At 69.9% G+C, this 25,329-nt stretch carries 23 protein-coding genes and 1 pseudogene; 11 read left to right on the top strand and 13 right to left on the bottom strand.

Annotated elements, in window-relative coordinates:
• Positions 1 to 829: 829 nt before the first annotated feature.
• On the bottom strand, positions 830 to 3,010 hold the full coding sequence (locus H1Q64_RS29610; protein ID WP_237907443.1) for a carbohydrate-binding domain-containing protein: 2,181 nt from the start codon (positions 3,008 to 3,010) through the stop codon (positions 830 to 832).
• Positions 3,011 to 3,440: 430 nt separating this feature from the next.
• On the opposite strand from H1Q64_RS29610, the gene H1Q64_RS29615 reads away from it, so the two are divergent.
• Positions 3,441 to 3,587: a hypothetical protein gene (locus H1Q64_RS29615; protein ID WP_237907444.1), complete on the top strand. Its 147-nt coding sequence runs from the start codon at positions 3,441 to 3,443 to the stop codon at positions 3,585 to 3,587.
• 24 nt (positions 3,588 to 3,611) lie between these two features.
• Here the strand turns inward: H1Q64_RS29615 and H1Q64_RS29620 are convergent, their stop codons facing one another.
• On the bottom strand, positions 3,612 to 4,073 hold the full coding sequence (locus H1Q64_RS29620; protein WP_035679469.1) for an Lrp/AsnC ligand binding domain-containing protein: 462 nt from the start codon (positions 4,071 to 4,073) through the stop codon (positions 3,612 to 3,614).
• A gap of 195 nt (positions 4,074 to 4,268) precedes the next feature.
• Between H1Q64_RS29620 and proC the strand changes: the two genes are divergently transcribed.
• Together proC and putA are read left to right on the top strand one after the other, a co-directional pair.
• Complete coding sequence (gene proC / locus H1Q64_RS29625) at positions 4,269 to 5,111, top strand: pyrroline-5-carboxylate reductase (protein ID WP_237907729.1); 843 nt, start codon at positions 4,269 to 4,271, stop codon at positions 5,109 to 5,111.
• A 71-nt stretch (positions 5,112 to 5,182) separates the two neighbouring features.
• Positions 5,183 to 8,923 (top strand): trifunctional transcriptional regulator/proline dehydrogenase/L-glutamate gamma-semialdehyde dehydrogenase, encoded by a 3,741-nt coding sequence (gene putA / locus H1Q64_RS29630; protein WP_237907445.1) that lies wholly within the window; start codon positions 5,183 to 5,185, stop codon positions 8,921 to 8,923.
• Between the two features lie 41 nt (positions 8,924 to 8,964).
• Here putA and H1Q64_RS29635 read toward each other — a convergent pair whose 3' ends face one another.
• Positions 8,965 to 9,153: a hypothetical protein gene (locus tag H1Q64_RS29635; RefSeq protein ID WP_237907446.1), complete on the bottom strand. Its 189-nt coding sequence runs from the start codon at positions 9,151 to 9,153 to the stop codon at positions 8,965 to 8,967.
• Positions 9,154 to 9,364: 211 nt separating this feature from the next.
• Between H1Q64_RS29635 and H1Q64_RS29640 the strand changes: the two genes are divergently transcribed.
• Positions 9,365 to 10,405: an MBL fold metallo-hydrolase gene (locus tag H1Q64_RS29640; RefSeq protein WP_237907447.1), complete on the top strand. Its 1,041-nt coding sequence runs from the start codon at positions 9,365 to 9,367 to the stop codon at positions 10,403 to 10,405.
• A gap of 16 nt (positions 10,406 to 10,421) precedes the next feature.
• Here H1Q64_RS29640 and H1Q64_RS29645 read toward each other — a convergent pair whose 3' ends face one another.
• Positions 10,422 to 11,129, bottom strand: a complete 708-nt coding sequence (locus H1Q64_RS29645) for an extensin family protein (protein WP_237907448.1) — start codon at positions 11,127 to 11,129, stop codon at positions 10,422 to 10,424.
• 217 nt (positions 11,130 to 11,346) lie between these two features.
• On the opposite strand from H1Q64_RS29645, the gene H1Q64_RS29650 reads away from it, so the two are divergent.
• The gene (locus H1Q64_RS29650; protein WP_237907449.1) at positions 11,347 to 11,649 is read left to right on the top strand and encodes a hypothetical protein; all 303 of its coding nucleotides are present in this window, start codon (positions 11,347 to 11,349) and stop codon (positions 11,647 to 11,649) included.
• Between the two features lie 15 nt (positions 11,650 to 11,664).
• On the opposite strand, the gene H1Q64_RS29655 is transcribed toward H1Q64_RS29650, so the two are convergent.
• The 5 genes from H1Q64_RS29655 to H1Q64_RS29675 form a co-directional block, all read right to left on the bottom strand.
• Positions 11,665 to 12,096 carry a hypothetical protein gene (locus tag H1Q64_RS29655; protein ID WP_237907450.1) on the bottom strand — a complete coding sequence of 144 codons (432 nt, stop codon included), beginning with the start codon at positions 12,094 to 12,096 and terminating at the stop codon, positions 11,665 to 11,667.
• 138 nt (positions 12,097 to 12,234) lie between these two features.
• Positions 12,235 to 12,570, bottom strand: coding sequence for a hypothetical protein (locus H1Q64_RS29660; RefSeq protein ID WP_237907451.1), 336 nt, complete (start codon positions 12,568 to 12,570; stop codon positions 12,235 to 12,237).
• A 59-nt stretch (positions 12,571 to 12,629) separates the two neighbouring features.
• Entirely contained in the window at positions 12,630 to 13,448 is an 819-nt protein-coding gene (locus tag H1Q64_RS29665) for an anti-sigma factor family protein (RefSeq protein ID WP_237907452.1), read from the bottom strand.
• Between the two features lie 3 nt (positions 13,449 to 13,451).
• Positions 13,452 to 14,000 (bottom strand): sigma-70 family RNA polymerase sigma factor, encoded by a 549-nt coding sequence (locus H1Q64_RS29670; protein ID WP_237907453.1) that lies wholly within the window; start codon positions 13,998 to 14,000, stop codon positions 13,452 to 13,454.
• A gap of 91 nt (positions 14,001 to 14,091) precedes the next feature.
• Positions 14,092 to 14,463 carry a hypothetical protein gene (locus H1Q64_RS29675; RefSeq protein ID WP_237907454.1) on the bottom strand — a complete coding sequence of 124 codons (372 nt, stop codon included), beginning with the start codon at positions 14,461 to 14,463 and terminating at the stop codon, positions 14,092 to 14,094.
• 185 nt (positions 14,464 to 14,648) lie between these two features.
• On the opposite strand from H1Q64_RS29675, the gene H1Q64_RS29680 reads away from it, so the two are divergent.
• Positions 14,649 to 14,999: an ArsR/SmtB family transcription factor gene (locus H1Q64_RS29680; RefSeq protein WP_237907455.1), complete on the top strand. Its 351-nt coding sequence runs from the start codon at positions 14,649 to 14,651 to the stop codon at positions 14,997 to 14,999.
• A gap of 10 nt (positions 15,000 to 15,009) precedes the next feature.
• On the opposite strand, the gene H1Q64_RS29685 is transcribed toward H1Q64_RS29680, so the two are convergent.
• Genes H1Q64_RS29685 through H1Q64_RS29695 form a run of 3 tightly spaced genes read right to left on the bottom strand, consistent with a single transcriptional unit; the run spans position 15,010 to position 19,671 of the window.
• Positions 15,010 to 15,333, bottom strand: coding sequence for a rhodanese-like domain-containing protein (locus H1Q64_RS29685; RefSeq protein ID WP_237907456.1), 324 nt, complete (start codon positions 15,331 to 15,333; stop codon positions 15,010 to 15,012).
• The gene (locus tag H1Q64_RS29690; protein ID WP_237907457.1) at positions 15,330 to 18,608 is read right to left on the bottom strand and encodes an efflux RND transporter permease subunit; all 3,279 of its coding nucleotides are present in this window, start codon (positions 18,606 to 18,608) and stop codon (positions 15,330 to 15,332) included. Before H1Q64_RS29690 ends, H1Q64_RS29685 begins: the two co-directional genes overlap by 4 nt.
• A 10-nt stretch (positions 18,609 to 18,618) precedes the next feature.
• A complete protein-coding gene (locus H1Q64_RS29695; RefSeq protein WP_237907458.1) occupies positions 18,619 to 19,671 on the bottom strand; it encodes an efflux RND transporter periplasmic adaptor subunit in 1,053 nt (350 codons plus the stop codon).
• A gap of 131 nt (positions 19,672 to 19,802) precedes the next feature.
• Between H1Q64_RS29695 and H1Q64_RS29700 the strand changes: the two genes are divergently transcribed.
• The 4 genes from H1Q64_RS29700 (at position 19,803) to H1Q64_RS29715 (ending at position 23,934) form a co-directional block, all read left to right on the top strand.
• Entirely contained in the window at positions 19,803 to 20,006 is a 204-nt protein-coding gene (locus H1Q64_RS29700) for a YgaP family membrane protein (RefSeq protein WP_174441400.1), read from the top strand.
• Between the two features lie 85 nt (positions 20,007 to 20,091).
• On the top strand, positions 20,092 to 21,387 hold the full coding sequence (locus tag H1Q64_RS29705) for an NAD(P)/FAD-dependent oxidoreductase (protein ID WP_237907459.1): 1,296 nt from the start codon (positions 20,092 to 20,094) through the stop codon (positions 21,385 to 21,387).
• A 104-nt stretch (positions 21,388 to 21,491) separates the two neighbouring features.
• The gene (locus tag H1Q64_RS29710) at positions 21,492 to 23,333 is read left to right on the top strand and encodes a sensor histidine kinase (RefSeq protein ID WP_237907460.1); all 1,842 of its coding nucleotides are present in this window, start codon (positions 21,492 to 21,494) and stop codon (positions 23,331 to 23,333) included.
• The gene (locus H1Q64_RS29715) at positions 23,323 to 23,934 is read left to right on the top strand and encodes a response regulator transcription factor (protein ID WP_237907461.1); all 612 of its coding nucleotides are present in this window, start codon (positions 23,323 to 23,325) and stop codon (positions 23,932 to 23,934) included. Before H1Q64_RS29710 ends, H1Q64_RS29715 begins: the two co-directional genes overlap by 11 nt.
• Before the next feature lie 3 nt (positions 23,935 to 23,937).
• On the opposite strand, the pseudogene trxC reads toward H1Q64_RS29715, so the two are convergent.
• Positions 23,938 to 24,385, bottom strand: a pseudogene (gene trxC / locus H1Q64_RS29720) (thioredoxin TrxC).
• 267 nt (positions 24,386 to 24,652) lie between these two features.
• On the opposite strand from trxC, the gene H1Q64_RS29725 reads away from it, so the two are divergent.
• Entirely contained in the window at positions 24,653 to 25,243 is a 591-nt protein-coding gene (locus H1Q64_RS29725) for a hypothetical protein (RefSeq protein ID WP_237907462.1), read from the top strand.
• Positions 25,244 to 25,329 lie beyond the last annotated feature (86 nt).

The following is a 25,329-nucleotide window of genomic DNA, read 5'->3' on the forward strand; positions in this document are numbered from 1 at the left end:
CTCATGTGATTCATACCTGGTCTCCACCCCTCTTGTCGTGGCGACGCGGACGGCGTCCGGCGGTCCGGCCATCGGGTGTCTCCCCGCGAAGGGGGCGCCCTATGGCCATGACCACGGACACCGCGGCCCTGGGAATGGAGGCGTGTGCGTGCCGCCCAGAGCCCCGCTCCCGTGGCACGCGCGCGGAAGCGGTTTCGGCGTTCCTTCCCCGGTGGCCGTCGGTCGGGCGCTTGTGTGGCGCCAGCCGTCCCGTCCTTGTCGTCGTTGTCAGTGCCGTTCTTGCCCTGTCTCGTCCCTTTCCTGGTCGGTTCTGTAGGGGTCTCCCTCCGGTCCGCATCCCGGACTAGGGCACCCCTGGCCGTCGTATCGGCCGGTGCCGATGCACGCATAGGCACGGAATAGGTCTGTGGACGCTATCAAAGGGCGGAAGGCGGGTAAACCTACATAAAGTGCAAGATAAATATCCCCTTCGCAGCGTCCCAAAGGGAAAGCCGTCTGCCACTTTGGTCGATTTGGGAGAAAGTGGGGGATGCCGCGCGCACTGCGGAGAAATAACGGCTGATCGTCATGAAAAGGCGGCGAACGGGGGTGGCGTTCGGTCTTCATCACTCCGCTAAGGCAGGCCTTATTGTGCGGCGCACAAGAAATAGAGGCGAAAGCAGAGCCGCCGGCGGGACTGTGCTTTCGATTATTGCCGTTTTGTGTCGCGAGCGGAAGCCGGAAACGCTCTCCTGGAAACGCTCCGTCGGACACGCCGCCCCGACATGCCAACGCCCGGCCAGAGACTGGCCGGGCGCGGACGTTGCCAAAGGGGCGGAACCGCCGATCGTCAGATGATCGGGTTGGCCTTGGAGACCGAGGAGATGGTGTTGTTGGTCACCGTCTGCTTGATGCTGTCGGCGATGTTGATCGCCGCACGACCGTTGTTGTTGTAGAAGGTGTTGTCGTACAGGCTCAGCGTGATCGACCCGCTGCCCTTCAGGTGCTCCAGGATGCCGCCGTTGTTGTTGAAGATCTCGTTGCCGTAGATCTTGTAGGTGACGTTGGTGCCCTGGTTCTGGCCGATCGAGATGCCGACGTTCGAGTTGCCGTAGATCGTGTTGTTGTAGATCTCGGTGCTCGACTTGGCGAGGATGCCGGCGCCGCGCGGGTTCGAATAGATCACGTTGTCGTGGATCTTCAGCGTGCTGTTGGCCTGGCTGTGGTCGTGGTACAGGCCGTGCGACCGGCCGTCGCCGCCGCCGCTGCCGTTGTTGAAGATCGTGTTGCCGGCGATCTCGCCGCTCAGGATGCGGCCGTTCCAGCCCGAATACACCGCATCGGTGCGCCAGCCGTTGTCGCTGATGATGTTGTTGGTGAAGTACTGGTTGGCATTGTCGGCGGAATAGTGGACGAGGCCGTAGCCGCCGTTGCCGTCGATCGTGGAGTGATCGATGCGCAGGTTGTTGGAGGTCCCGCTGATCACCACGCCCGAACCGCGGTTGTCCAGGATCTGGGAGTTGGTGACCTTCACGTTGTTGGCCCCGCCGTTGAGCAGCAGGCCGGTGTCGTTCGAACCTGTCATCGTCAGGTTGTCGAACGTGATGTTGTCCTTGTTGTTCAGGCTGACGGCGTAGCTGGCGCCGCTCTTGGCCTTGATGATCGGGTCGGCGCCGGTGCCGTAGGCGCCGTAGATGATCGGCTTGTCGGAGGTGCCGGAGGTCGAGACCAGCAGGCTGTCGGTCCACGTCTCGCCGCGTTCGAACAGGACCAGCGAGCCGGCGGCGAAGCTGGTGGCGTTCACCTTGGCCAGCGACTTCCAGGCCTGGTTCGGGTTGTTGCCGGAGTTGCTGTCGTTGCCGTGCGTCGCGTCGACGTAGAAGACCTGCGAGGGCGGGGTCGCCGGATAATCCGACGTGCCGCCCGGATTCGTCGGAGCGGGCGGGGCCGTCGGCGTGGTGGGCGTGGTCGGGGTGGTCGGAGTCGTGGGGGTGGTGGGCGTCGTCGGCGTGGTGGGCGTTGTGGTCGAGGAGGGGAAGAACTCCTTCGGAGCGGCGACGACGAGCGTGCCGTCCCACCACATGCCGGACTGGCCCTTCACCACGTCCTTGCCGTCCAGCGCGCCCTTGTCGTAGGTGACGGAGGCGTCGGTCGGGTTGACCGCGTTGCCGTTGATGGTGATCTTGTTGACGATCAGGTTGCGGTCCTGGCCGTTCACGAAGCCGTCGTTGTCGTACTGGATCTGGACCTTGTGGGCCTGACCGGCGGCGATGTCGGCGTTGAAGGTGAAGTCCTTGGCGGTGGTACCGGCGGAGCCTTCGCCGATCACCTTGCCGTCCACCATCACCTTGAAGTGCGGGGCGACGCCGCCCGCCACGTTGCCGGCGGCGTTGACGACGATCTTCGTGGCGCCCGTCACCGCTTCGGCGGTCGCGGCGGGGAAGAAGTCCTTCGGCGCGGCGACGACCAGCGTGCCGTTCCACCACATGCCGGACTGGCCCTTGACCACGTCCTTGCCGTCGAGCGCCCCCTTGTCATAGGTAACCGACGGATCGGCCGCGTCGAGCGCGTGCCCGTTGATGGTGATCTTGTTGACGATCAGGTTGCGGTCCTGGCCGTTCACGAAGCCGTCGTTGTCGTACTGGATCTGGATCTTGTGGGCCTGATCCGCCGTGACGTTGGCGTTGAAGGTGAAGTCCTTGGCGGTGGTGCCGGCGGAGCCTTCGCCGATGACCTTGCCGTCCACCATCACCTTGAAGTGCGGAGCGACGCCGCCCGCCACGTTGCCGGCGGCGTTGATGACGATCTTCGTCGCATTGTCGGCGGTCGCGGCGGCGTCGGCCAGGGCCAGCGGCTGCGCGGTCTGCAGGGCCTGCGCCTGGAGGAGGGAGGCCGGCGTCGCGAAGCCATCGGCGGTGGACACGGAGGTCTCGCTGATGGTCAGATGCGACGTGTCGGCGCCGAAATCGCCAGCGTAGTTGGTGTGGTCGGTCAGATCCTGGTGGTGAAGGTCGATACCCAGATCGTCCATGGTCTGCACTCTCTTCCTTGTGGGGATGCCACCGCGGTTGGTGGCCGGCGGGGCAGGCACGCGGTCGGTGCGTCCCCGTCCTTTCGGTTAGCGCTCTAGCCTTTTGGCTTACCCCTTAAGACTATCGACTTCGCTGTGGCCTTAAATGGGACGATTTTAGGATAATAAATCTCAAATGCGTGATAATCCGGTCACAGTGAGGCCAATCCGCCCCGGTGGCGCGATGGTTCGGCGCTTCAACCGGTGGGAAAAGCGCCAGCGCCACCCGCTGCGGCAGCGGTACTGAACGGAGCGGTGCGCAGCCAAGAATGGCGGGGATGCGGACAAAAAGGAGGGCGTTTTCGGAATCAGGCCATCCATTGACTCGGGTCAATCCGCCGAAGCCGGTCCGGGCGTAGCCTTCCCTCCATGCTTTGCAAGGAGGTATGACATGGAAACGATGGTCTTTCTGGCGCTGGCGCTTCTGCTGACCGGTTTCCTGACGGCGCTCTCGGTGCTGGGCTTGGCCACGCTGCACGCGACGGTACGGGTCGTCCTTCCGGCCCGCTCTGCGGTGGCCCCCGTCCGGGTGTCGTGACCGGGCGCCTTATATGATCAGGCGTCAGAGGGGGAGGGGGCCGTCGTTCTTGACCTCCTCCATCACCGCGTAGGTTCGGGTTTCCCGGACGCCGGGCAGCGACAGAAGCACATCCCCGAGGAACCGCCGGTAGGCCGCCATGTCGGCCACCCGCGTCTTCACCAGATAGTCGAATCCGCCGGCCACCATGTGGCATTCCAGGACCTCCGGCGCGTGTCGGATGGCCTGGGCGAAGCGGTCGAACACGTCGGGCGTCGTCTTGTCGAGCAGCACCTCGACGAACACCATCAGCCCGAAGCCCAGCCGGTGCGGATCGAGCCGCGCCGTGAATCCCGTCACATAGCCGTCCTTCAGCAACCGCCGCATCCGCTCGCCGGCGGTGGTGGCCGACAGGCCGACCCGCTCCGCCAGATCCACGGCGGAAATCCGCCCGTCCATCTGCAAAATTGCCAGGATGCGCCGGTCGGTCCGATCAAGCTCCGTCATTTTCGCGCTCCATGCCGCCTGTGGCCGTTGATATCGCGGCGTTGAGGCAAAAACAACCATGGAGGCACGGCGGACTCCGCGATAGTCTGCGGATGCCGCAGTGGAACAAGCAAAACAAAGCGGACGCCGCGGCTTTGAAAAGACGAATTGGATCGGGTGAGAGACACCGTGACCTTCGACATTGACCCCAATGCTATGGACGGTGCCGGATCGGCGCCGGGCGGCGGTACGATCCTTCTGCTGGGTGCCGGACGCATGGGCGGCGCCATGCTGCGCGGCTGGCTGGCGCAGGGCGTGCCGGCCTCCGCCATTTCGGTCGCCGACCCTAGCCCTGCGCCGGATCTGGTCGAACTGGCCGCGCGGACCGGCGTCCGCTTGAATCCGGCGGACGGCGCCGCGGTTGATACCCTCGTGGTTGCGGTCAAGCCGCAGATGGTGGAGAGCGCTGCTGCGGGCGTGCGGGCGGTGCTGGCGCCGCACACGCTGGTGCTGTCGATCATGGCGGGCAAGACGCTGGCCAACCTGCGCCGTCTGTTCCCGGCGGCAGGCAGCGTCGTGCGGGCGATGCCGAACCTTCCGGCGGCGGTCGGGCGCGGCGCCACCGTCGCGGTGGCCGAGCCGGGCTGCCCGGCCGAGCGGAAGGCGCGCGCCGCGTCCCTGCTGACCGCGGTCGGGAGCCTGGAGTGGTTGGCCGACGAGATGCTGGTCGACGCCGCCACGGCGCTGTCCGGCTCCGGCCCCGCCTATGTCTTCTACCTCGTGGAGTGTTTGACCCGCGCCGGGGTGGAGGTGGGGCTGCCCGCCGACGTGTCGGAACGGCTGGCCCGCGCCACGGTCGAGGGGGCAGGGGCACTGATGGGTGCCACCGGCCAGTCGGCGGCCGAGCTTCGCGCCGGCGTGACCTCCCCCGGCGGGACCACGGCGGCCGGCCTTTCCAAGCTGATGGCCGATGACCACCTCCAGAGTCTGTTGAACGCGACCCTGCGCGCGGCGGCCCAGCGTGCCGCCGAACTGGGCGGAACCGGCCCGAAAGCCTGAGAAACACCCCTTTCACCTCACCATCAAGGACCGGCTCGCCCCCGGCCTGCGGATTCGAGCGGACGACACTGATGAACAGCATGACCAACCCGACCGCCACCCGTGCCGACACCCGGACCGCCATCCCGCCCGCCGCGTCCGGCCGCGCGGCGCCCTTCGCGGATTTCGCCCCGCCGATCCGTCCGGCGACCGAGCTGCGCGCCGCGATCACCGCCGCCTACCGCCGGCCCGAGCCGGACTGCCTGCCTTTCCTGTTCGAGCAGGCGTCACTGCCGCCCGGTGTCATCACCGCGGCGGCGGCGACCGCCCGCAAGCTGATCACCGCCCTGCGCGCCAAGCCGCGGGGCCGCGGCGTCGAAGGGCTGATCCACGAATACAGCCTGTCCAGCCAGGAAGGCATGGCGCTGATGTGTCTGGCGGAGGCGCTGCTGCGCATCCCCGACCACGCCACGCGCGACGCGCTGATCCGCGACAAGATCGCCGGGGGTGACTGGCAGGCCCATCTCGGCAAGGGCGGCTCGATGTTCGTCAACGCCGCCACCTGGGGTCTGCTGATCACCGGCAAGCTGACCTCGGCGGGCGGCGAGCAGGCGCTGTCCTCCGCCCTGACGCGCCTGATCGCGCGCGGCGGCGAGCCGCTGATCCGCCGCGGCGTCGATTTCGCCATGCGCATGATGGGCGAACAGTTCGTCACCGGCCAGACCATCCAGGAGGCGCTGACCAACGCCCGCCCGATGGAGGCCGAGGGCTTCCGCTATTCCTATGACATGCTGGGCGAGGCGGCGCTGACGGCGGAGGACGCCGCGCGCTACTACGCCGACTACGAGAACGCCATCCATGCCATCGGCAAGGCGTCGGCCGGGCGCGGCGTCTATGAGGGGCCGGGCATCTCCATCAAGCTGTCGGCGATCCACCCGCGCTATTCGCGCGCCCAGGCCGACCGGGTGATGGACGAGCTGCTGCCACGCGTGAAGGCGCTGGCGCTGCTCGCCAAGGGCTACGACATCGGCCTGAACATCGACGCCGAGGAGGCCGACCGGCTGGAGCTGTCGCTCGACCTGATGGAATCGCTGTGCTTCGACCCGGATCTGGCGGGCTGGAACGGCATCGGCTTTGTCGTCCAGGCCTACGGCAAGCGCTGCCCCTACGTCATCGACTTCCTGGTCGATCTGGCGCGGCGCAGCGGCCACCGGCTGATGATCCGTCTGGTCAAGGGCGCCTATTGGGACAGCGAGATCAAGCGCGCCCAGCTCGACGGGCTGCCCGACTTCCCGGTCTACACGCGCAAGGTCTACACCGACGTCTCCTACGTCGCCTGCGCCCGCAAGCTGCTGGCCGCCCCCGACGCGGTGTTCCCGCAGTTCGCCACCCACAATGCCCAGACGCTCGCCACCATCTACGAGATGGCCGGCAGCGACTTCCAGGTCGGCAAGTACGAGTTCCAGTGCCTGCACGGCATGGGCGAGCCGCTCTACAAGGAGGTCGTCGGCCCGCTGAAGCGGCCCTGCCGCATCTACGCGCCGGTCGGCACGCACGAGACGCTGCTGGCCTATCTGGTCCGCCGCCTGCTGGAGAACGGGGCCAACAGCTCCTTCGTCAACCGCATCGCTGACCCGGCGGTCCCCGTCGATGAGCTGGTCGCCGACCCTGTGGCGGTCGCCAAGGCCATCGCCCCGCTGGGCGCGCCGCACGCGCTGATCGCCCTGCCGCGGAACCTCTACGCGCCGGAGCGGGCCAACTCCGCCGGCATCGACCTGTCCGACGAGACGGAGCTGGCCCGCCTGTCCGCCGCCCTGTCGGCCAGCGCCGAAATGACTTGGACCGCCGCGCCGCTGCTGGCGGACGGCGAGCGGGCGGGGCAGGCCCAGCCTGTGCGCAACCCGGCCGATCGCCGCGACGTGGTCGGCACGGTGACCGAGGCGAGCGAGGCCCTGGTGGCGGAGGCCTTCGGCCACGCCGTCGCGGCGGCGCCCGCCTGGGCCGCCACCCCGCCGGAGGAGCGCGCCGCCTGCCTGTTCCGTGCCGCCGACACGATGCAGGAGCGGATGCCGACCCTGCTCGGTCTGATCGTCCGCGAGGCCGGCAAGTCGCTGCCCAACGCCATCGCGGAAGTGCGGGAGGCCATCGACTTCCTGCGCTACTACGGGGCGCAGGCGCGCGACCGCTTCGACAACGCCACCCACCGCCCGCTGGGTCCGGTGGTCTGTATCAGCCCGTGGAATTTCCCGCTCGCCATCTTCTCCGGCCAGATCGCCGCGGCGCTGGCCGCCGGCAACCCGGTGCTGGCGAAGCCGGCCGAGGAAACCCCGCTGATCGCCGCCGAGGCCGTGCGCATCCTGCACGCCGCGGGCATCCCCGCCGGGGCGCTCCAGCTTCTCCCCGGCGCGGGCGAGGTCGGCGCCGCCCTGGTCGGGCACGAGGCGGTGCGCGGCGTGATGTTCACCGGCTCCACCGAGGTGGCGCGGCTGATCCAGCGCCAGCTCGCCGGGCGCCTGCTGCCGGACGGCGGGCCGATCCCGCTGATCGCCGAGACCGGCGGCCAGAACGCCATGATCGTGGACAGCTCCGCCCTGGCCGAGCAGGTGGTGGGCGACGTGATCGCGTCGGCCTTCGACAGCGCCGGCCAACGCTGCTCCGCCCTGCGCATCCTCTGCCTGCAGGAGGACGTGGCCGACCGCACGCTCGCCATGCTGAAGGGCGCCATGCGGGAGCTGCGCATCGGTAACCCGGACCGGCTGGCGGTCGATGTCGGCCCGGTCATCAGCGAGGAGGCCCGCGCCACCATCGCCGCCCACATCGAGGCGATGCGCGCCAAGGGCCGCAATGTGGAGTTCCTGCCGCTGCCCGCCGAGACGGCGGACGGCACCTTCATCGCCCCGACGGTGATCGAGATCGGCGGCATCCATGAGCTTGAGCGGGAGGTCTTCGGCCCGGTCCTGCACGTCGTCCGCTTCCACCGCGACGACCTCGACGCGGTGGTCGATGCGATCAACGCCACCGGCTACGGCCTGACCTTCGGCTTGCACACCCGCATCGACGCCACCATCGAGCGGGTTACCGGGCGGATCGGCGCGGGCAACGTCTACGTCAACCGCAACACCATCGGCGCGGTGGTCGGCGTGCAGCCCTTCGGCGGCCACGGCCTGTCGGGCACCGGCCCCAAGGCGGGCGGCCCGCTCTACCTCTCCCGCCTGCTCAGCCGCCGCCCCAAGGGCTGGCTGGAGTTTCGCGGGCCGGACGCCGCACGCGCGGCCGGGCTGGCCTACGGCGAGTGGCTGCGCGCCAAGGGCTTCACGGCGGAGGCGTCGCGCTGCGCCGGCTACGTGGCGCGCAGCGCCATCGGCGGCGGCGCGGAGCTGAACGGCCCGGTGGGCGAGCGCAACCTCTATGAACTGCATGGGCGGGGCCGCGTCCTGCTGCTGCCGCAGACGCGGACGGGCCTGCTGCTCCAGCTCGGCGCGGTCCTGGCGACGGGCAACAGCGCCGCGGTGGACGCCCCGCCGGACCTGGCCGAGCTGCTGCGCGGCCTGCCCCCGGCGCTGGCCGTGCGGGTGCGGACCACGGCGGATTGGCGCGACGTCGGGCTGCTCGCCGCGGTTCTGGTGGAAGGCGACCGCGAACGCGTGACCGCCGTCAACCGGCGCGTCACGGAGCTTCCCGGCCCGATCCTGCTGGTGCAGGCGGCGAGCGCCGAGGCTTTGGCGGCGGGGCGGGGCGAGGGCTACGACCTCGACCTGCTGCTCAACGAGCGCTCGGTCAGCGTCAACACCGCGGCTGCCGGCGGCAACGCCAGCCTCGTCGCGATGAGCTGACGGGGCGAAAAGAACGGGTTGCGGGTCGGGCGGCGCGCCGCCTACTCCGCAACCTCCCGTTCGATCACCAGCTCCTCGTCGTCGATGCGCAGGAAGGACCCGACCTCCAGATCGCCGCGCGCGATGGCGTCGTTGATGATGATCTGCGCCTCCGCGAGTGTGATCGTCCGGTCGTCAAAGAAAACCGGCCCGTCGGCGTGGCGGATGATCCTGAACGTTGCGGTGGTCATCCGGGTATTCTCCTTTGGCAATGCCCTTTGGTTAACCGCTGCGCGGCCCATTCGTCGCGAATCCCCCGATGCTCCCGCGGCGGAGCGGGCATGGAGCGAAACACGAAGTGCGTCAATGGTCGGAATGTTCTATTAGCGGATAGTTGACCGGACGCGAACCAACGGGTAGCCAAGAGGCCGGGGGCACCGCAGCGCAAGGAGGACCATCAGGGTGAAAGACGACGCCGAACTCATCCGCCATCCGCTTTCCGAAGCACCGGACAATGGAACGGTCAGGGAGGTGGCGCCGGGTGTGCTGTGGCTGCGCCTGCCGCTACCCTACGCGCTGGACCACGTCAACCTCTACCTCTTCGAGGAGGGGGACGGCTGGGCGCTGTTCGACACCGGGCTGGGCGACGACGTCAGCCGCGAGTGCTGGGACCGGCTGCTGGGCGGCCCGCTGGGCGGCAAGCCGATCGTCCGGCTGGTGGTCAGCCACTTCCACCCCGACCATGTCGGTCTGGCCGGCTGGCTGCACGAGCGTTTCGCCCCGCCGCTGCACATGACCCAGAGCGAGTATTACTACGCCAAGCTGCTGCAACAAGGGCGTGATCCCCAGGCGCTGGAGGCGCAGGACGCCTTCTACCAAGCCGGGGGCCTGTCGCCCGACGAGATCCAGCAGATGCTCGGCCGCGGCCTCAGCTACCTCAACCGCACGACCGGGCTGGCCCCCAGCTTCGAGCGGATGATTCCCGGCCAGACCCTGCGGCTGGGCGGGCGCGACTGGCGCATCCTGACCGGCGGCGGCCACTCGCCGGAGCAGGCGATGCTCTATTGTGCCGCCGACCGGCTGTTCCTCGCCGCCGATCAGGTCATCGCGCGAATCTCCCCCAACGTCAGCGTCTCGGCGATGCAGCCCAAGGCCGACCCGCTGGGGCTCTACCTGTCGTCGCTGGCCGCGATCCGGGAGGAGGTGGCGGCGGACGCGCTGGTCCTGTCCGGTCACCGGCTGCCCTTCTACGGGCTGGACCACCGCACCCGCGCGCTGGAGGCCCACCACGCCGACCGCTGCGCGCAGATCGCCGAGGCCTGCCGCACCAAGCCGCTGAGCTGCAAGGAACTGGTTCCGGTGCTGTTCCGCCGGGCGCTGGATTCGCACCAGTTGAGCTTCGCCTTCGGCGAGGCGCTGGCCCACCTCAACCACATGGTCGGGCGCGGCGAGCTGCGCACCGAGACACGCGCCGACGGCGTGCTGGCCTACCACAGCGCCTGATCCGGCGGGCGGTGCCTCAGCGGCAGACGCGGTACGGCCCCATGTCGAGGTGGAAGTGGTCGCCGTGGGCCTCGTTGTAGTCGGGGCCCAGCACCGCGCGGAAGACCTCGCAGGCGCCGTCGCGCACCTCGCGCAGGAATGCCCCCTTACGTCCGTCCGCCGGCGCCCAGTCGCCGGGCAGGGCGATGGTGGTCCCGTCGGCCAGCGTGAATCCGGCGATGTCGAGGGCGTTGGCGGTGGCGTGCTCGCTGCGGCGTCCCTCCGCCCGGCCGTAGACGTTGCGGCAGGCGTAGCTTCCCAGATGCCGCACCCGCGCCACGCGCTGGCCGAAATGCCGCTGCGCCGCCGGCTGGAGCGTGTGCGTCTCGAACAGCATCCAGGCGGCGGCGAGCGGGCAGGTGACCGTGAAGCCGCTGTTGAAGGCCACCGCCGAGCGGCTGACCTGCACCGCATCGGTCAGGCCGCAGCCCGGACCGGTCTGCCGGTCGGTCACCGGAGTGAAGCGCAGGCCCGTGTCGCCCAGAACGGCGTGGCACTGCCGGCGCGCACCCTCCAGCCGGGACAGCTTGAGGCGGGTCAGCAGGTTCGGCACCTCCCCGATGTCCAGCGGCGCCCAGGGGTCGTAGCGGGGCGGAACCGTTACCGCGCCCGTTCCCACCATCGCCGCCCCTCCCACGGCGGCCAGAAGCAGCAGGGCCGCCGTCCAGCGGAAGAACCGTCCCATGCGTCAGCCGTCTCTCTCCGTTGCGCTGCCGCAGTCTGAACAGCCGGGACGGTTGCGCGGCTCAGCCGGATCGTATTCCTCCTAATTGCTTATGAACCGGCGGTGGGGGCGGACTGTTGTCCAGGCGGCGGTTCATCCGTTCGTGCAATTGGACGGAGCGTGACTTCCATGCCACACTTCCATTGTTACCCTTCGTCACGCGGTGAGGGAGAGGCCGATGTCCGATGCACATGATGAAGTCCTGGCCATGCAGGGCCGGACCGAACGCGCGAATTCCACGATTCCGCTCACCGCGTCCTCCGCGCTGGCCTCCGCCGCGGCGCTGTTCCGCAAAATCGAAACGCCCGTGCCGCCGCCCGCCGAGGAGTGGATCGTCGGCGACGCCGGGGCCTTCGGCATTGGCGCCTACGGTCGCCTGCCCGCCACGGTTCCTGCGGCGTCGGTGGCGCCGGAACTGCTGGCGCGACGGGAGCTGGCGGCACGGCTCGACGGCGGGATGGCCGAGGACACCGCCGGCTGAGGCGCGGATCGTCGCTCAGCCGTCCTTGCGATAGAAGTCGACCAACGCCGTGAGAACGGCGGGATCGTCGTAGCGGCCAAGGAACAGGTCGCCGATGGCCCGGCGCAGCAGGATGCTGATCCGGGCGCGGGCGCGGCCATGGACGGCGCCCTCCAGCCGGCGGCAGCGGTTGCACAGCAGGCGGACCCGCTCGACCGCGGAGCGGGTGATGCGCAGCGCCTCGACGCTGACCAGGATGTCGGTGGTGGCAGCGTATTCGGTGGCCTCCGGCCAGGGCACGCGGCGCCCGCGACCGTCACGCCACGTCTCGTCCGCCCCGTCGTACCAGCGTCCGTCGGGCAGGCAGCGCACGACCACCCCGTCGGGTCGCCCGCAGCAGCGGCAGCGCAGATTCCCCGAGGTCTCCCCCACACGCACCGGATCGAGATAGGGCGCACGGATCTGCATCCGGCTCCCGGAGCGTGTCTGCCTGCCCCGCATCGGCTGTCCCATTCCCCGTCTTGAAACCCCCGACCGGGGGAGGTCCCCGGCGGAACGGGGACCATGACACGGAACGGCCGGTCAAGCGCGTGACTTCTGCGCGGATCAGGCCGCGAAGGGCATAAGGAGCAGCGTGACCGAGGCCAGCGTGAAGGCGGCCATGGAGCGGCGCCCCACGGCGACGGCGGCCTCGTCCTGTCCGCTCTCCTCCAGGCGCAGCGCCAGGAAGCCTTGGGCCATGCCCGACGCGAAGGTGATGAAGTGGATGATCGCGAGGCCGGGCAGCGCGTCCAGCCCCAGGAACAGGGTGACCGCGCCCAGCACCATGCCGTTGAAGGCGGCCTGCCGCAGGATCGGTTCCCAATGCTCGCGGGCGACGAAGGTTTCGATCATGTCCAGCGGATGGCCGTTCCGCTCGTCCGGATCGGTGTACAGGCTCATGGCTGGGCTCCACAGGCTTGGTGGGGCTCCGCCCGATAAGGTTTCAGGGCGGAGCGGTGTCAGGATCGGCGGATGCTGTCCGCCATCTTCTTGGCGACGGTCAGCAGATCGCCGTCGGCCTTGTTGCCGGTGATGGTGTAGGCGACCAGCCCGGCCCGCCAATAGACGAGCCGCAGGCTGTCCTGCACGACGGTATGCAGCGTGCCGTCCTGCGCCGGCTCGCCGGACGCGACGAACAGGGTCAGCAGTTCGCCATCCGGTTCCCTGTAGAGAAACTGGAGAGCGGTGCCATGGTTCCATGGCACGATGCTGGCCCGGATCAGGGTCAGTTCCGGACCGATGGCGGGAAGCGCCACCGTCATGCCGCGGCCCTCCGGCAGCGGCACCTGGGCGGTCTGAACCGGGACGGGTGTGACGTTCGTCTGGGGCGGGGCCGGCTGCAGCGTGTTGAGCGCGACGGCCTTGGAATGGGCGTCCGCCGCCTCGTCGGCGAAGGCCGGGACATCGTCGACCTCGCCGGCCAGCTGCGGTCCGGTGGCCCCGCCCGACTGCACCCACACGGTCAGGCTCCACCCCCCCATGACCAGCAGCATGGCAGCGGCCAGCGGGGCGACCCGCCGGGAGAAGCGGTCCATGTCCAGCCGCCAACGCAGGCGCCCGGCCAAGGTTTCGGTATCTTGCACCGAAACGGCGGCCATCATGTCGAGGCCGAGCTTCAGCATCTCCTGCTGGTGCCGGTACTCGTGCAGCTTGGCGGCCAGGGCCGGGTTGGCGGCAAGCTGCGCCTCGAAGGCGGCGCGGCGGGCCGGTTCCATCTCGCCGTCCATGTAGAGATGCAGGTCGGCGTTCTGGTTGAGGCTGATGGGATCGCTGCCCATGGCTCACCTCACCGCCCGCAGCGCGGTCTGGGCGCGGTCGCGCTGTCCCATCTCCCGGTGGCCCATCTCCCGGTGGCCCATCTCCACACGCAGCGCCTCCCGTCCGCGGGCCAGACGCGACATCAGCGTGCCGAGCGGGATGTCCAGCTGACGGGCGGCCTCCTGGTAGCTCATCCCCTCCACGGCGACGAGGGTGAGGACGCGGCGCTGCTCGTCGGGAAGGGTGGCGAAGGCCTCGATGGTCCGCATCAACTCGACATGGTCCGGCTGGTTGGGCGGCATCTGCCCGTGGGTCATCGCCTCGATGGTCGAGGCGCCGCGCGCCCGCACCTGCTCCCGCCGCACCCCGTTGACGTGGACGTTGTGCAGGATGCCGAACAGCCAGGAACGCAGGTCGCCGTTCGGCCGGAAAGTCCGGGAGCCGGAAATGGCGCGCACCAACGTCTCCTGCACGAGATCCTCCGCATCGTCGCGGTTGCGCGCCAGCGCGAGGGCGTAGCGGCGCAGGGAGCGCAGTTGATTCGACAGTTGATCGCGCAGGCTGAACGTCACGTCTCCACCCCGTGGACTGGATTTCCCGAATTCCTGCTCCGTTTTCGTTTCGGGAAGGCCTTTTAATCCCGGGGCGGGACGCTTTCCGCAGTCAATCGTCGTCGTGGTCGCGGGGCGGCCGGTGCAGGGAGCCATCGGCGAGGATGATCTCGCTGGCCATCAGCCCGCCCTTGCGGACACGCCCGGTGATGGTGATGGGGGCGCCCGGCTCGATTCCCGCCGGCAGGAAGCCGCGCACCGTGACATCGGTCCGTGCGCTGTCATCCTGGATGGTCATCCAATTCGCGCCCACCGCGGCGACCGTTCCGGAGACGGTGCCGCCACCGGTCCGCAGCGCGTCGGCGACCGGCTGCGGTGAGGAGGGCTGAACCGCGCGGTCCCGCTCGCCCGCGTCGGCGGAGCCGGACAGCAGAAGGGCGGCGAAGGCCGCGGCCAGAACAGGGAGGGTGGTGGAACGGTGCATGATCCTGTCTCCATCGCAAGGGGCGGGAGGTCCGCCCGAACAGGAGTGATCATGACAAGGCGCGTCTGAGCCTCGCCTGAACGGGGCGTTCAACGGCGGTTCAGGAAGGCCGGTCACAATCCGCTTGATCGGCGGGGGGCAGCCTATAAATTAGAGAAATCTCATTTAAAGGTTGGACGTGGCCCATGCCATCCATCGAGCCGCCGCTTGACCCCGCCGAGCTGGAAGAGCGGGCCGCCGAGGCGGAAGCCTTCCTGCGCTCCATCGCCAGCCGCCACCGGCTGATGATTCTGTGCAGCCTGCTGGACGGAGAGATGCCGGTGGGCGACCTCGCGCGGCGGCTCGGCCTGTCGCAGTCGAACCTGTCCCAGCACCTTGCCAAGCTGCGGGACGAGGGGCTGGTCGCCACCCGGCGGGACGGCACGTCGATCCACTACCGCATCGGGTCGGACCGGGTGCGCCCGATCCTGCTGGAGCTGTACCGCCAGTTCTGCGTCGGCGCGCGCTGCGTGGCCGACGCAGACCCGATGCCCTGAGGCCCGCCCCTCAGCGCTCGACCGGCCCGGAGGCGGCCATCCAGGCGGCCATGCCGCCGTTCAGCCGGTGGATGTCCCCGGCAAATCCGCTGGCCGCCATCTGGGCCGACGCCGGGCCGCAGCGGCGACCGCTCTGGCAATGGAAGACCAGATGCTTGCCCGTCGCGTCCGGCACGCGGGCCGGGTCGAACCGCGACAGCGGCACCAGCGTGGCGCCGGGGATGCGGACGGCGCGGTGCTCATGCGGCTCGCGGACATCGACGATCACCGCCGAGCCGTCCTTCAGCCAGCCCATGACGGTGGCTGCGTCGACGGTCTTGATCCGGTCGCTCATGGCGTTTGCGCTCCGGTTGAGGCCGAGGAAGGAGAGTAGGGTCTTGAGCATGGTAATCCCTGGATGTTGGAAGGTTCACGATGGTCGGCGGCATCCCCGCGCAGGACGATGTAGATCGCCGGGATCACCAGCACCGTCAGGAGGGTCGAGCTGAACAGCCCGAACAGCAGCGAGATCGCCAGCCCCTGGAAGATCGGGTCGGTCAGGATGAAGGCGGCGCCGATCATCGCGGCGACGGCGGTCAGCAGGATCGGCTTGAAGCGGATGGCCCCAGCCTCCAGCACCGCCTCGCGCAGCGGCGTCCCGTGCTCCCTCAGATGGCGGATGAAGTCCACCAGCAGGATGGAATTGCGCACGATGATTCCGGCCAACGCGATGAAGCCGATCATCGAGGTGGCGGTGAAGGCCGCTCCGAACAGCCAATGGCCCAGCACGATACCGATCAGCGTCAGCGGCACCGGCACCAGGATGACCAGCGGCAGCTTGAAGCTGCCGAACTGCGCGACGACCAGCAGGTAGATGCCGAGGATCGCCACCCCGAAGGCCGCCCCCATGTCGCGGAAGGTGACGTAGGTGATCTCCCACTCGCCATCCCACAGCAGCACCGGGCGGCTCTGGTCGTCGGGCTGGCCGTGCAGGCGGATCTCCGGCGCCGCGGCCAGCCCGGCGGCGGCCCAATCGACGGTTTTCAGCCGTTCCTGCACCGCCAGCATGCCGTAGACCGGCGCCTCGAAGCGCCCGGCCAGATCGGCCATGACCATCTCCGCGAAGCGCCCGTTGTGGCGGAACAGCGTGTGGGAGGCCGGTTCGCGGGTCATCGTCACCAGATCGCCCAGTTCCACCGTGCCGCGCGCCCCCGGAACCGGGGTGGCGAGCAGGCGCTCGGACAGGAACAGGCCGGAGCGCGGCATCTGCACGGCGATCTCGATGGGCGTGCGCCCCGCCCCGCGGTGCGAGTAGCCGACCGGCACCCCGCCGGTCAGCGCCCGCAGCGTGTCGTAGACGGCCTGCTCCTCCACGCCGTGGAACTCCAGGCTCTCGCGGTCCAGGGCGAAGCGCAGCCGGTCGCCGGTCGGGCGGATGCTGTTCTCCACATCGACGATGAAGTCCACGCCGCGGAAGGCGTCCTCCACCGCCAGCGCCGCCTTGCGCCGGGTCTCGGCGTCGGGGCCGTAGACCTCCATCAGCAGGGTGGACAGCACGGGCGGGCCGGGCGGCACCTCGACCACCTTCAGGACGGTCCCGGCGGGCAGGGGCAGGCCCGACAGCCGCGCCCGGATGTCGAGCGCGACCGCGTGGCTGCTGCGGCTCCGCTCGCTCTTGGGGGCGAGGTTGACCTGGAGGTCGCCCTGCTCGGGCTGGTCGCGCAGGTAGTAGTGCCGGACCAGACCGTTGAAGTTGAAGGGGGACGCGGTCCCGGCGTAGGCCTGGACGCTGGCCAGCTCCGGCAGGTCGGCGATGGCTTGGGCGGCGGCGAGCAGCGCGCGCTCCGTGTCCTCGGGCGCAGCGCCGCGCGGCAGGTCGAGCACCACCTGAAGCTCCGACTTGTTGTCGAAGGGCAGCAGCTTCACCGCCACGTCCTTGGTGTAGAACAGCCCCGTCGAGGCGAGCATCGCCACCCCGACCACCAGCAGGAAGATCCAGGCGCGGCGCTTGCTGCGCACGATCGGGCGCGCGGCGGCGCGGTAGAGGCTCCCCAGCCGCCCGCCGTCCTGCTCGCCGTGCCCACCCGCCGGAGACTCCCCCGGACGCAGCGTTACCATCAGCCAGGGCGTCAGCACCATGGCGACGAAGAAGCTGAAGACCATGGCGGCGGAAGCGTTGGCCGGGATCGGGCTCATGTAGGGCCCCATCAGGCCGGACACGAACATCATCGGCAAGAGCGCGGCGATGACCGTCAGGGTGGCGACGATGGTCGGGTTGCCGACCTCCGCCACCGCCTCGACGGCGGCCTGGACCTTGCTCCGCCCGTCGCGCATCGACCAGTGGCGGTCGATGTTCTCCACCACGACGATGGCGTCGTCGACCAGGATGCCGATGGAGAAGATCAGGGCGAACAGGCTGACCCGGTTGACGGTGTAGCCCATCAGCCAGGACGCGAACAGGGTCAGCAGGATCGTCGTCGGGATGACCACCAGGGTCACCAGCCCCTCGCGCCAGCCGATGGCGAGCACGATCAGCCCGACGATGGTGACGGTGGCGAGCGCCAGATGGAACAGCAGCTCGTTGACCTTCTCGTCGGCCGTCTCGCCGTAGTTGCGGGTGACGGTCAGCGTCAGGTCCCTGGGCAGCCCCTCCGCCTGGATGGCCTTGACGCGCTCCAGCACGCGGTCGGCGATGGTGACGGCGTTGGCCCCGGCGCGCTTGGCGATGGCGATGGTGACGGCGGGGGTGCGGACCAGCCCGCCCGTGCCGTCCGGCACCAGATGCCAGGCGCCGCTCTCGCCGGGGCGCGCCCCCGCAACCACGTCGGCCACGTCCTTGACGTAGACGGGCCGCCCGTCGCGGGTGGTGACCAGAAGCAGCCCGATGTCCGCCGTTCCCTGGAGCGTCTGGCCGGCGACCACCGGCAGGCTGCCGCCCGCGCTGCGCAGCGACCCGGCGATGAAGGAGCGGTTGGCGTTCTTCACCTTGTCCACCAGCTGGTTCAGCGTGACGCCGTAGAGCGCCAGCCGTTCCGGGTCGGGCTCCACCCGGATCTGGTCGGGCTGGCCGCCGACGATGACGCTGCGCCCCACATCCTCGATCTGGGTGAGTTGGCCCAGCAGGTCGTCGGCCACCCCGTGCAGGGCGTTGACGGTCCATCGCCCGGCGGCCTCCGCCCGGGGCGACAGGGTCAGCGTCAGGATGGCGACGTCGTTGATGCCGCGCCCGACGATCAGCGGCTCCGGGATGCCCAGCGGGATGCGGTCCATGCTGGCCCGCACCCGCTCGTGCACGCGCAGGATGGCGTCGTCGGACGGGGTGCCGACGAGGAAGCGCGCGGTGACCACCACGCGGTCGTCCATGGTCTGGCTGTAGGTGTGCTCGACCCCGTCGATGCCCTTGACGATCTCCTCCAGCGGCCGGGTGACCAGCTCCACCGCGTCGCCGGCCTTCAGCCCGTCCGCCTGGACGAGGATGTCGACCATGGGGACGCTGATCTGCGGCTCCTCCTCGCGCGGGAGGGACATCAGGGCGATGGCGCCGACCGCCAGCGAGACGAGCAGCAGCAGCGGGGTCAGGGGGGAGCGGATGAAGGTCCGCGTCAGCACCCCGGAAAGGCCGAGTCTCATGGCGCCCCCCTCACGAGCCCGCCGGGCGGACGATGACGTCGCCGGGCTTCAGGCCGGACAGGATCTCCAGCCCCCCGGGCCGGTCGCCGACCGTGGGAATCTCGCCACCCGCCTGGACCGGGACCTCGCTCCCGTCGGCCAGCCGGACGAAATCGGTGCCGAAGCGGCGCAGCAGCCAGTCCGGCGGGATCACCACCGCGTCGCGCGTGCCCGTGGCGACGTAGACCCGCACCCGCTCGCCGACGAAGAAGTCGCCGAGGCCGCTGACCGTGGCGTCGGCGATCACCTGCCCGCCGGCCATCTCCGGATAGACCTGCCGGACGGCGCCGCGCACCAGCGCCGTGGCGCCGGGCTCGGCGAGGGCCACCGGCGCCAGCCCACGCTGGCCGACCAGCACCGGGTCGCCCTCCTTCAGGAAGCGGGCGTGCCGCTCCGGCAGGCGCAGCCGCAGGATGTAGGTGTCGGTGGCGATGCTGGCGACCGGCTCGCCCGGCATCACCACGGCGCCGTCGATCACCTTGACCTGAAGGATGCGCCCGGCGGCGGGGGCCAGCACCTCTCCCTCCCGTGCCTGTTGGTCGACGACGGAGCGTTCGGCCTCCATGGCGGCGATCTGGGCGCGGGCGACGTCCAGCGCGGCCTGCGCGTCGTCCAGCCGCTGCTGCGTGCCGGTGCCGCTGGAGCGGAGCTGGCGGGCGCGGCCCAGCTCCAGCTCCGCCTGATGCTGCTGCGCCGTCAGCGCCCGGATGCGCGCGTCGAGTGCTGCGAGCTGGAGCGGCAGCTTGGGGTCGTGAACGGTGGCGATAACCTGTCCGACGGTCACCTTGTCGCCCTCCGTCGCCTTCAGGTCGGCCACGGTGCCGCCGATGCGGGTGCGGGCCAGCGTCTCGCGCACGCTCTCCACCGTGGCGAAGACGGCCTTCAAATCCTCCACCGGGCGCGGCTGCACGGTCAGGGTGCCGGGCTCGGCCGCCGTCGCGGACACAGGCAGGAGAGCCGCCAGCAGAAGGGCGGCGAACAGCGGCTTGCGGGTGGGTGGGCGCGGACGGGGAGAGCGGGGCATGGCGGGCCACTTCGAACGGGAGGAACGAGTCTCAGGGTGTCTTGACTCCTTATTTTAGACATTGCTAAATTAGTGTCAACGAATGAAATCACGCGACCGCCATCCCGAACCGGCACGGAGGAGACCGCCTCATGAGCATCGACCGCATCGTCATGGCCTTCGCCGGGACCATGATCCTGCTGAGCCTCGCCCTGTCCCAGCTTCACGGGCCGGGGTGGCTGTGGCTGACCGCCTTCGTCGGTGCCAACCTGCTCCAGGCGGCCTTCACCGGCTTCTGCCCGCTGGCGATCGTCCTGAAGCGGATCGGGCTGCGCCCCGGCATGGCCTTCGAGTAGGCGCGGACCGGGCAGGGGGAGCGTTCGATCGAAACACACAACCGGGCAGCCCAACAGACCCGGATCTTCTGGAGAGGAAACGGATATGGCCCACATCGTCGTACTCGGGGCGGGCATCGGCGGCATACCGATGGCCTACGAGCTGAAGGATCGGACGCGGCCCGGCGACCGGATCACCGTCGTGTCGAACAGCAGCCAGTTCCAGTTCGTGCCGTCCAACCCCTGGGTGGCGGTCGGCTGGCGCAAGCGCCGCGACATCACCGTCGCGCTGGCCGAGCCCTTCGCCCGCAAGGGCATCGCCTTCAACCATTCCGGCTGTCGCGCGCTGCGGCCGCAGGACAACGCGCTGGATCTCGGCGACGGGACCAGCCTCGGCTACGACCAGCTCGTCATCGCCACCGGCCCCGAACTGGCCTTCGACGAGATCGAGGGCTTCGGGCCGCAGGCCAACACCGTCTCGATCTGCCACGTCGACCACGCGGAGGCGGCGGCCGAGCGGTGGGAGGCGTTCTGCCGCAACCCCGGCCCGCTGGTCGTCGGGGCGGTTCAGGGGGCGTCCTGCTTCGGCCCGGCCTACGAGTTCGCGATGATCGCCGACGCCGACCTGCGCCGCCGCAAAATCCGCCACAGGGTGCCGATGACCTTCGTCACGTCGGAACCCTACATCGGGCATCTCGGGCTGGGCGGGGTGGGCGACACCAAGGGACTTCTGGAATCGGCGCTGCGCGAGCGCCACATCCAATGGATCGCCAACGCCCGCGTCGACCGCTTCGAGCCCGACACGGTCCACGTCACGGAGGTCGACGCGGACGGCAAGGACAAGGCGCGGCACATGGTGAGCAGCCGCCTGACCATGATGCTCCCCGCCTTCCGCGGCATCGCCCCGTTGCGCGGTGTGGAGGGGCTGGTGAACCCGCGCGGCTTCGTGCTGACCGACCGCCACCAGCGCAACCCGACCTTCCGCAACGTCTTCGGCGTCGGCGTCTGCATCGCCATCCCGCCGGTGGAGAAGACCCCCGTCCCGGTCGGCGTTCCGAAGACCGGCTACATGATCGAGACCATGGTGACCGCCGCCGCCCACAACATCCGCGCCATCCTGGACGGCAGGGAACCGACGGAGGAGGCGACCTGGAACGCGCTCTGCCTCGCCGATTTCGGGGACAGCGGCGTCGCCTTCGTCGCCATGCCGCAGATCCCGCCGCGCAACGTCAACTGGTCGTCGCACGGGCGCTGGGTCCATCTCGCCAAGGTCGGTTTCGAGCGCTACTTCCTGCGCAAGGTGCGCAAGGGCATCGGTGAGCCGGTCTATGAACGCTACGCGCTGAAACTGCTGGGCCTGACGCGCGTGCAGCCGGACGCGCCGGCCACGCTGGACGGGTAAGGAGCCATACGGATTGAAAGTGGCCGGGCACGGGTGTATGCGGCGCGTGGGAAGCTGCCTTCCCCGCGCCTTTTCCCGTTCACCGGCCCCGTCCGAAGGAAGCCATGCTCCCCACGCTCCGACCGGTCCGCCTGACGCTCGCGCTGGCCGCGATGCTCGCCGCGGTGGCCCCGGCCGGGGCGGCGGAGCCGCCGATCCGCGTCGGCGTGCTGGCCTACCGTGGCGGCGACCACGCAAACGCGGTGTGGGAGCCGACCGTTCGCTACTTGGCGGAGCGCTTTCCACAGCGCGGGGCGGAGATGGTGCCGCTCGACCTGCCGGGCATGGACGCGGCGGTGGCCGCCGGCGGCGTCGATTTCGTGCTGACCAACACCGGCAATTACGTGGAGCTGGAGGCCCGCCACGGCGTCACCCGCATCGCCACGCTCCACTCTTCCCGCTCCGGCGCGTCGGGGGCGGCGGTGGGCTCGGCTTTGATCGTCCGCGCCGGGCGCGACGACATCCGCAGCCTCGCCGACCTCAAGGGCAAGACCGTAATGGCGGTGGACCCCGATGCCTTCGGCGGCTTCCAGGTCGCCTGGGGGGCGATGCTGACGGCCGGGATCGACCCCTACGGCGACCTGAAGGAACTGCGCTTTTCCGGCTTCCCGGTGGACCGCGTCGCCTTCGCTGTCCGCGACGGCGAGGTGGACGCCGGCGTTCTGCGCGCCTGCGTGCTGGAGGAGCTGGCCCAGGAAGGCCACCTCGACCGTGCGGGTTTCCAGGTCGTCGGCGCCCGGACGGAGCCGGGATTCGGCTGCGCCCTGTCCACCGGACTCTATCCCGACTGGCCGCTCGCCCGGCTGGCCAAAACGCCGGAGGATCTGGCCAAGGCGGTGGTGGTCGCTCTGTTCCAGATGCCCGACGGCCATCCGGCGGCGCTGGCCGGCGGCTACGAGGGATGGACGGTGCCGATGGACTACCAGCCCGTCCACGGCCTGTTCCGCAGCCTGCGCATCGGCCCCTATGAGCATCTGCGCGACGTCACCCTGCTCGACCTTGCGCGGGAGCATTGGCACTGGCTGGCGCTGGCGGGGCTTGCCCTGCTGTGGTGGGCGGTCCATTCGCTGCGGGTCGAGCATCTCATCAAGGTGCGCACGGCGGAACTGCGCGCGGCCAACCGCGAGCTGCGCCGCGAGATGGCCGAACGCCGCCGCGCCGAGGACACTGCCCGCGAGCGGCAGAAGGAGATGGACCATGTCGCCCGCCTCTCCATCCTCGGCGAGATGGCCAGCAACATTGCGCACGAGCTGAACCAGCCGCTGGGCGCCATCGCCAACTACGCGCGCGGCTGCACGCGGCGGCTGGAGGCCGGGGTGGGCAGCGCCGCGGAGTTCGCCGAGGCGTCCCGCGCCATCGCCGCCCAGGCCGACCGCGCCGGGCAGATCATCGCCCGCATCCGCGACTTCGTGCGCAAGCGCGCCGTCCAGCTGGAGCCGGCCGACGTCAACGGCGCGGTGGAGGCGGCGCTGCAGCTTTGCGAGGGGCGGGCGCGCAGCGGCAACATCCCGGTCACCCGTGACCTGGCCCCCGCCCTGCCGCCGGTCCTGGCCGACCGGGTGCAGATCGAGCAGGTCGTCCTGAACCTCGTCAAGAACGCCCTGGACGCCATGGATGATGGGGTAGGGGAGGGACGGGGCGTCACCGTGCGCACCGGCCTGGACGCGCAGCGGCGGGTGGAGATCGCCGTGGCCGACCGCGGGCATGGGCTGTCGGAGGACGCGCGGGCGCGGCTGTTCGATCCCTTCTTCACCACCAAGCCCGGCGGCATGGGGCTGGGCCTGTCGATCTGCCGGACCATCGTGGAAAGCCATGGCGGCCATCTCTGGGCCACCGACCATCCGGGCGGGGGCACCGTGGTGCGCTTCGTCCTGCCCGCAGCGGAGGAGAAGGTCGATGCAGGCTGACGCGGCCCGCACCGTTTACGTGGTGGACGACGATCCGGCGATGCGCCATTCGCTGGGCTGGCTGATCGGCTCGCTGGGCGTGGCGGTGGAGCCCTTCGGCTCCGGCGAGGAGTTCTTGCGCGCCGTCCGCGCCGACCGGCCCGGCTGTCTCGTCACCGATGTGCGGATGCCGGGGATGAGCGGGCTGGAGTTGCAGGACACGCTGGCCCGCGCCGGCTCCGTCCTGGCCGTGGTGGTCATCACCGGCCACGGCGACGTGCCGATGGCCGCCCGCGCCTTCCGCGCCGGGGCGGTGGACTTCATCGAGAAGCCCTTCAACGACCAGCTCCTCCTCGACCGGGTGCATGAGGCGTTGGAGACGTCCCGTCGGGCGTGGGAGGCGCAGGCGCGCAAGGCCCATGTCCGCGCCCTGCTGGGCCGTCTGACCCCACGGGAGCGGCAGGTTGCCGATCTGGTGGTGCAGGGCAAGCCGAACAAGGTCATCGCGGCAGAGATCAACCTCAGCCTGAAGACGGTGGAGGTGCACCGCCACAACGTCATGGACAAGCTGGAGGTCGCCTCCGTCTCCGACCTGACTCGGCTGCTTCTGGAAGCGGAGTAGCGCTCAGACGGCTGCCATCGCCTGCCGCACCCAGCCGAGCAGGGCGGGCAGCGGCATCGCCCCGGCGGTGCGGGCCATCTCGCGTCCGTGATGGACCAGCACGAGGGTCGGGATGCTGCGCACACCGAAGCGGGCGGCCAGATCGGGCGCCGCCTCGGTGTCCACCTTGGCGAGGCGGACATGGGGTTCCAGCTGTCCGGCGGCCTGCTCGAAGACCGGCGCCATCATCGCAGGGCCCGCACCACTCCGCCCAGAAGTCGATGAGCAGCGGCAGGTCGCTGCGCTCCGCCTGGGCGGTGAAGCGGGCGGCGGTGAGCGCGATCGGCTTGCCCTGGAACAACGGCTGCCCGCAACGGCCGCATTTCCCGGCCCCCCGCTGGTCGAGGCGTGTGCGCGGCAGGCGGTTCAGGGTGTCGCAGCTCGGGCAGGCAACATGCAGAAGGTCGGACATGGCGCGGCTCCCCTCCAGGACGGGCATCTTCATGAGCGTGATCTAATGCAGCGCATGTCAAGCGCAAGAGGCCGGCGGCGCGGGGCGGGGTCGCGGCCAATACCCCTTATCGTCGTGAGGGCAAGCGGACGGCACGACCCTGCGATGTGCGCCTTCGGCATTGCGGTCGGCGGGGCGCTGTTCCTAGAATGCCGCCCGTGGCCGCTGCCCCGCCGGGAGCGGCCAAGTCCTTTCCGCCCACATCCTCCCGCAGAACCGCAATTCCGAATGAAGCCCTCCTTTTCGTCCGTCTCCGCCGCCGGCTGTTCCTCCGCGAACGATTCCGGTTCCGTCCTGGCGCGCGCGCGGACGCTGACGGCGGGATGGGGGGATGGGGCGCGGGCGCTGTCCACGCTGCCCGCCGTCGCTGTCCCCGCCGCCTATCGGGCGCTGCTCGACCACGACCGCGGCATGACCGCCGTCCTGTCGGAGCGGTGGGGTGAGCCGGTGGGCGTGCGGGTGCTGCGCCAGCGGGCGGAGCCGGGAGGGGCGGCGCTGCTGCGCGACATCGTGCTGACCGTCGGGCCGGACGCGCGGCCGGTGGAGCTGGCGAGCATCCGCATCGCGCTCGACGGCTTCCCCGCGGCCTTCGCGGAGCAGCTTCGCGAGGGGACGGAGCCCTTCGGGCGTCTGCTGACTCGCAACGGCGTCGCCTTCTCGGTGGAGGTGCTGGGCCTGCTGACCGCTCCCGGCGCCGAGGTCTGGGCCGTGGAAGGGCGGGTGTCCCCCGGCGCCACGCTGTATGGGCGCCTCGGGCGGCTGGTGCGGGCGGACGGCTGGACCATCGCGGAAACTGTGGAACTGCTTCCCCGTGCCTGAAGTCTGATGCAGGGCTATCGCATTTGGCCTTTATAACCCTCTCCCCAGAGGGGAGAGGGAACTTCATATCCAGTTACCCCGAAGTC

Source organism: Azospirillum brasilense, assembly GCF_022023855.1.
GTDB classification, from domain to species: domain Bacteria; phylum Pseudomonadota; class Alphaproteobacteria; order Azospirillales; family Azospirillaceae; genus Azospirillum; species Azospirillum brasilense_F.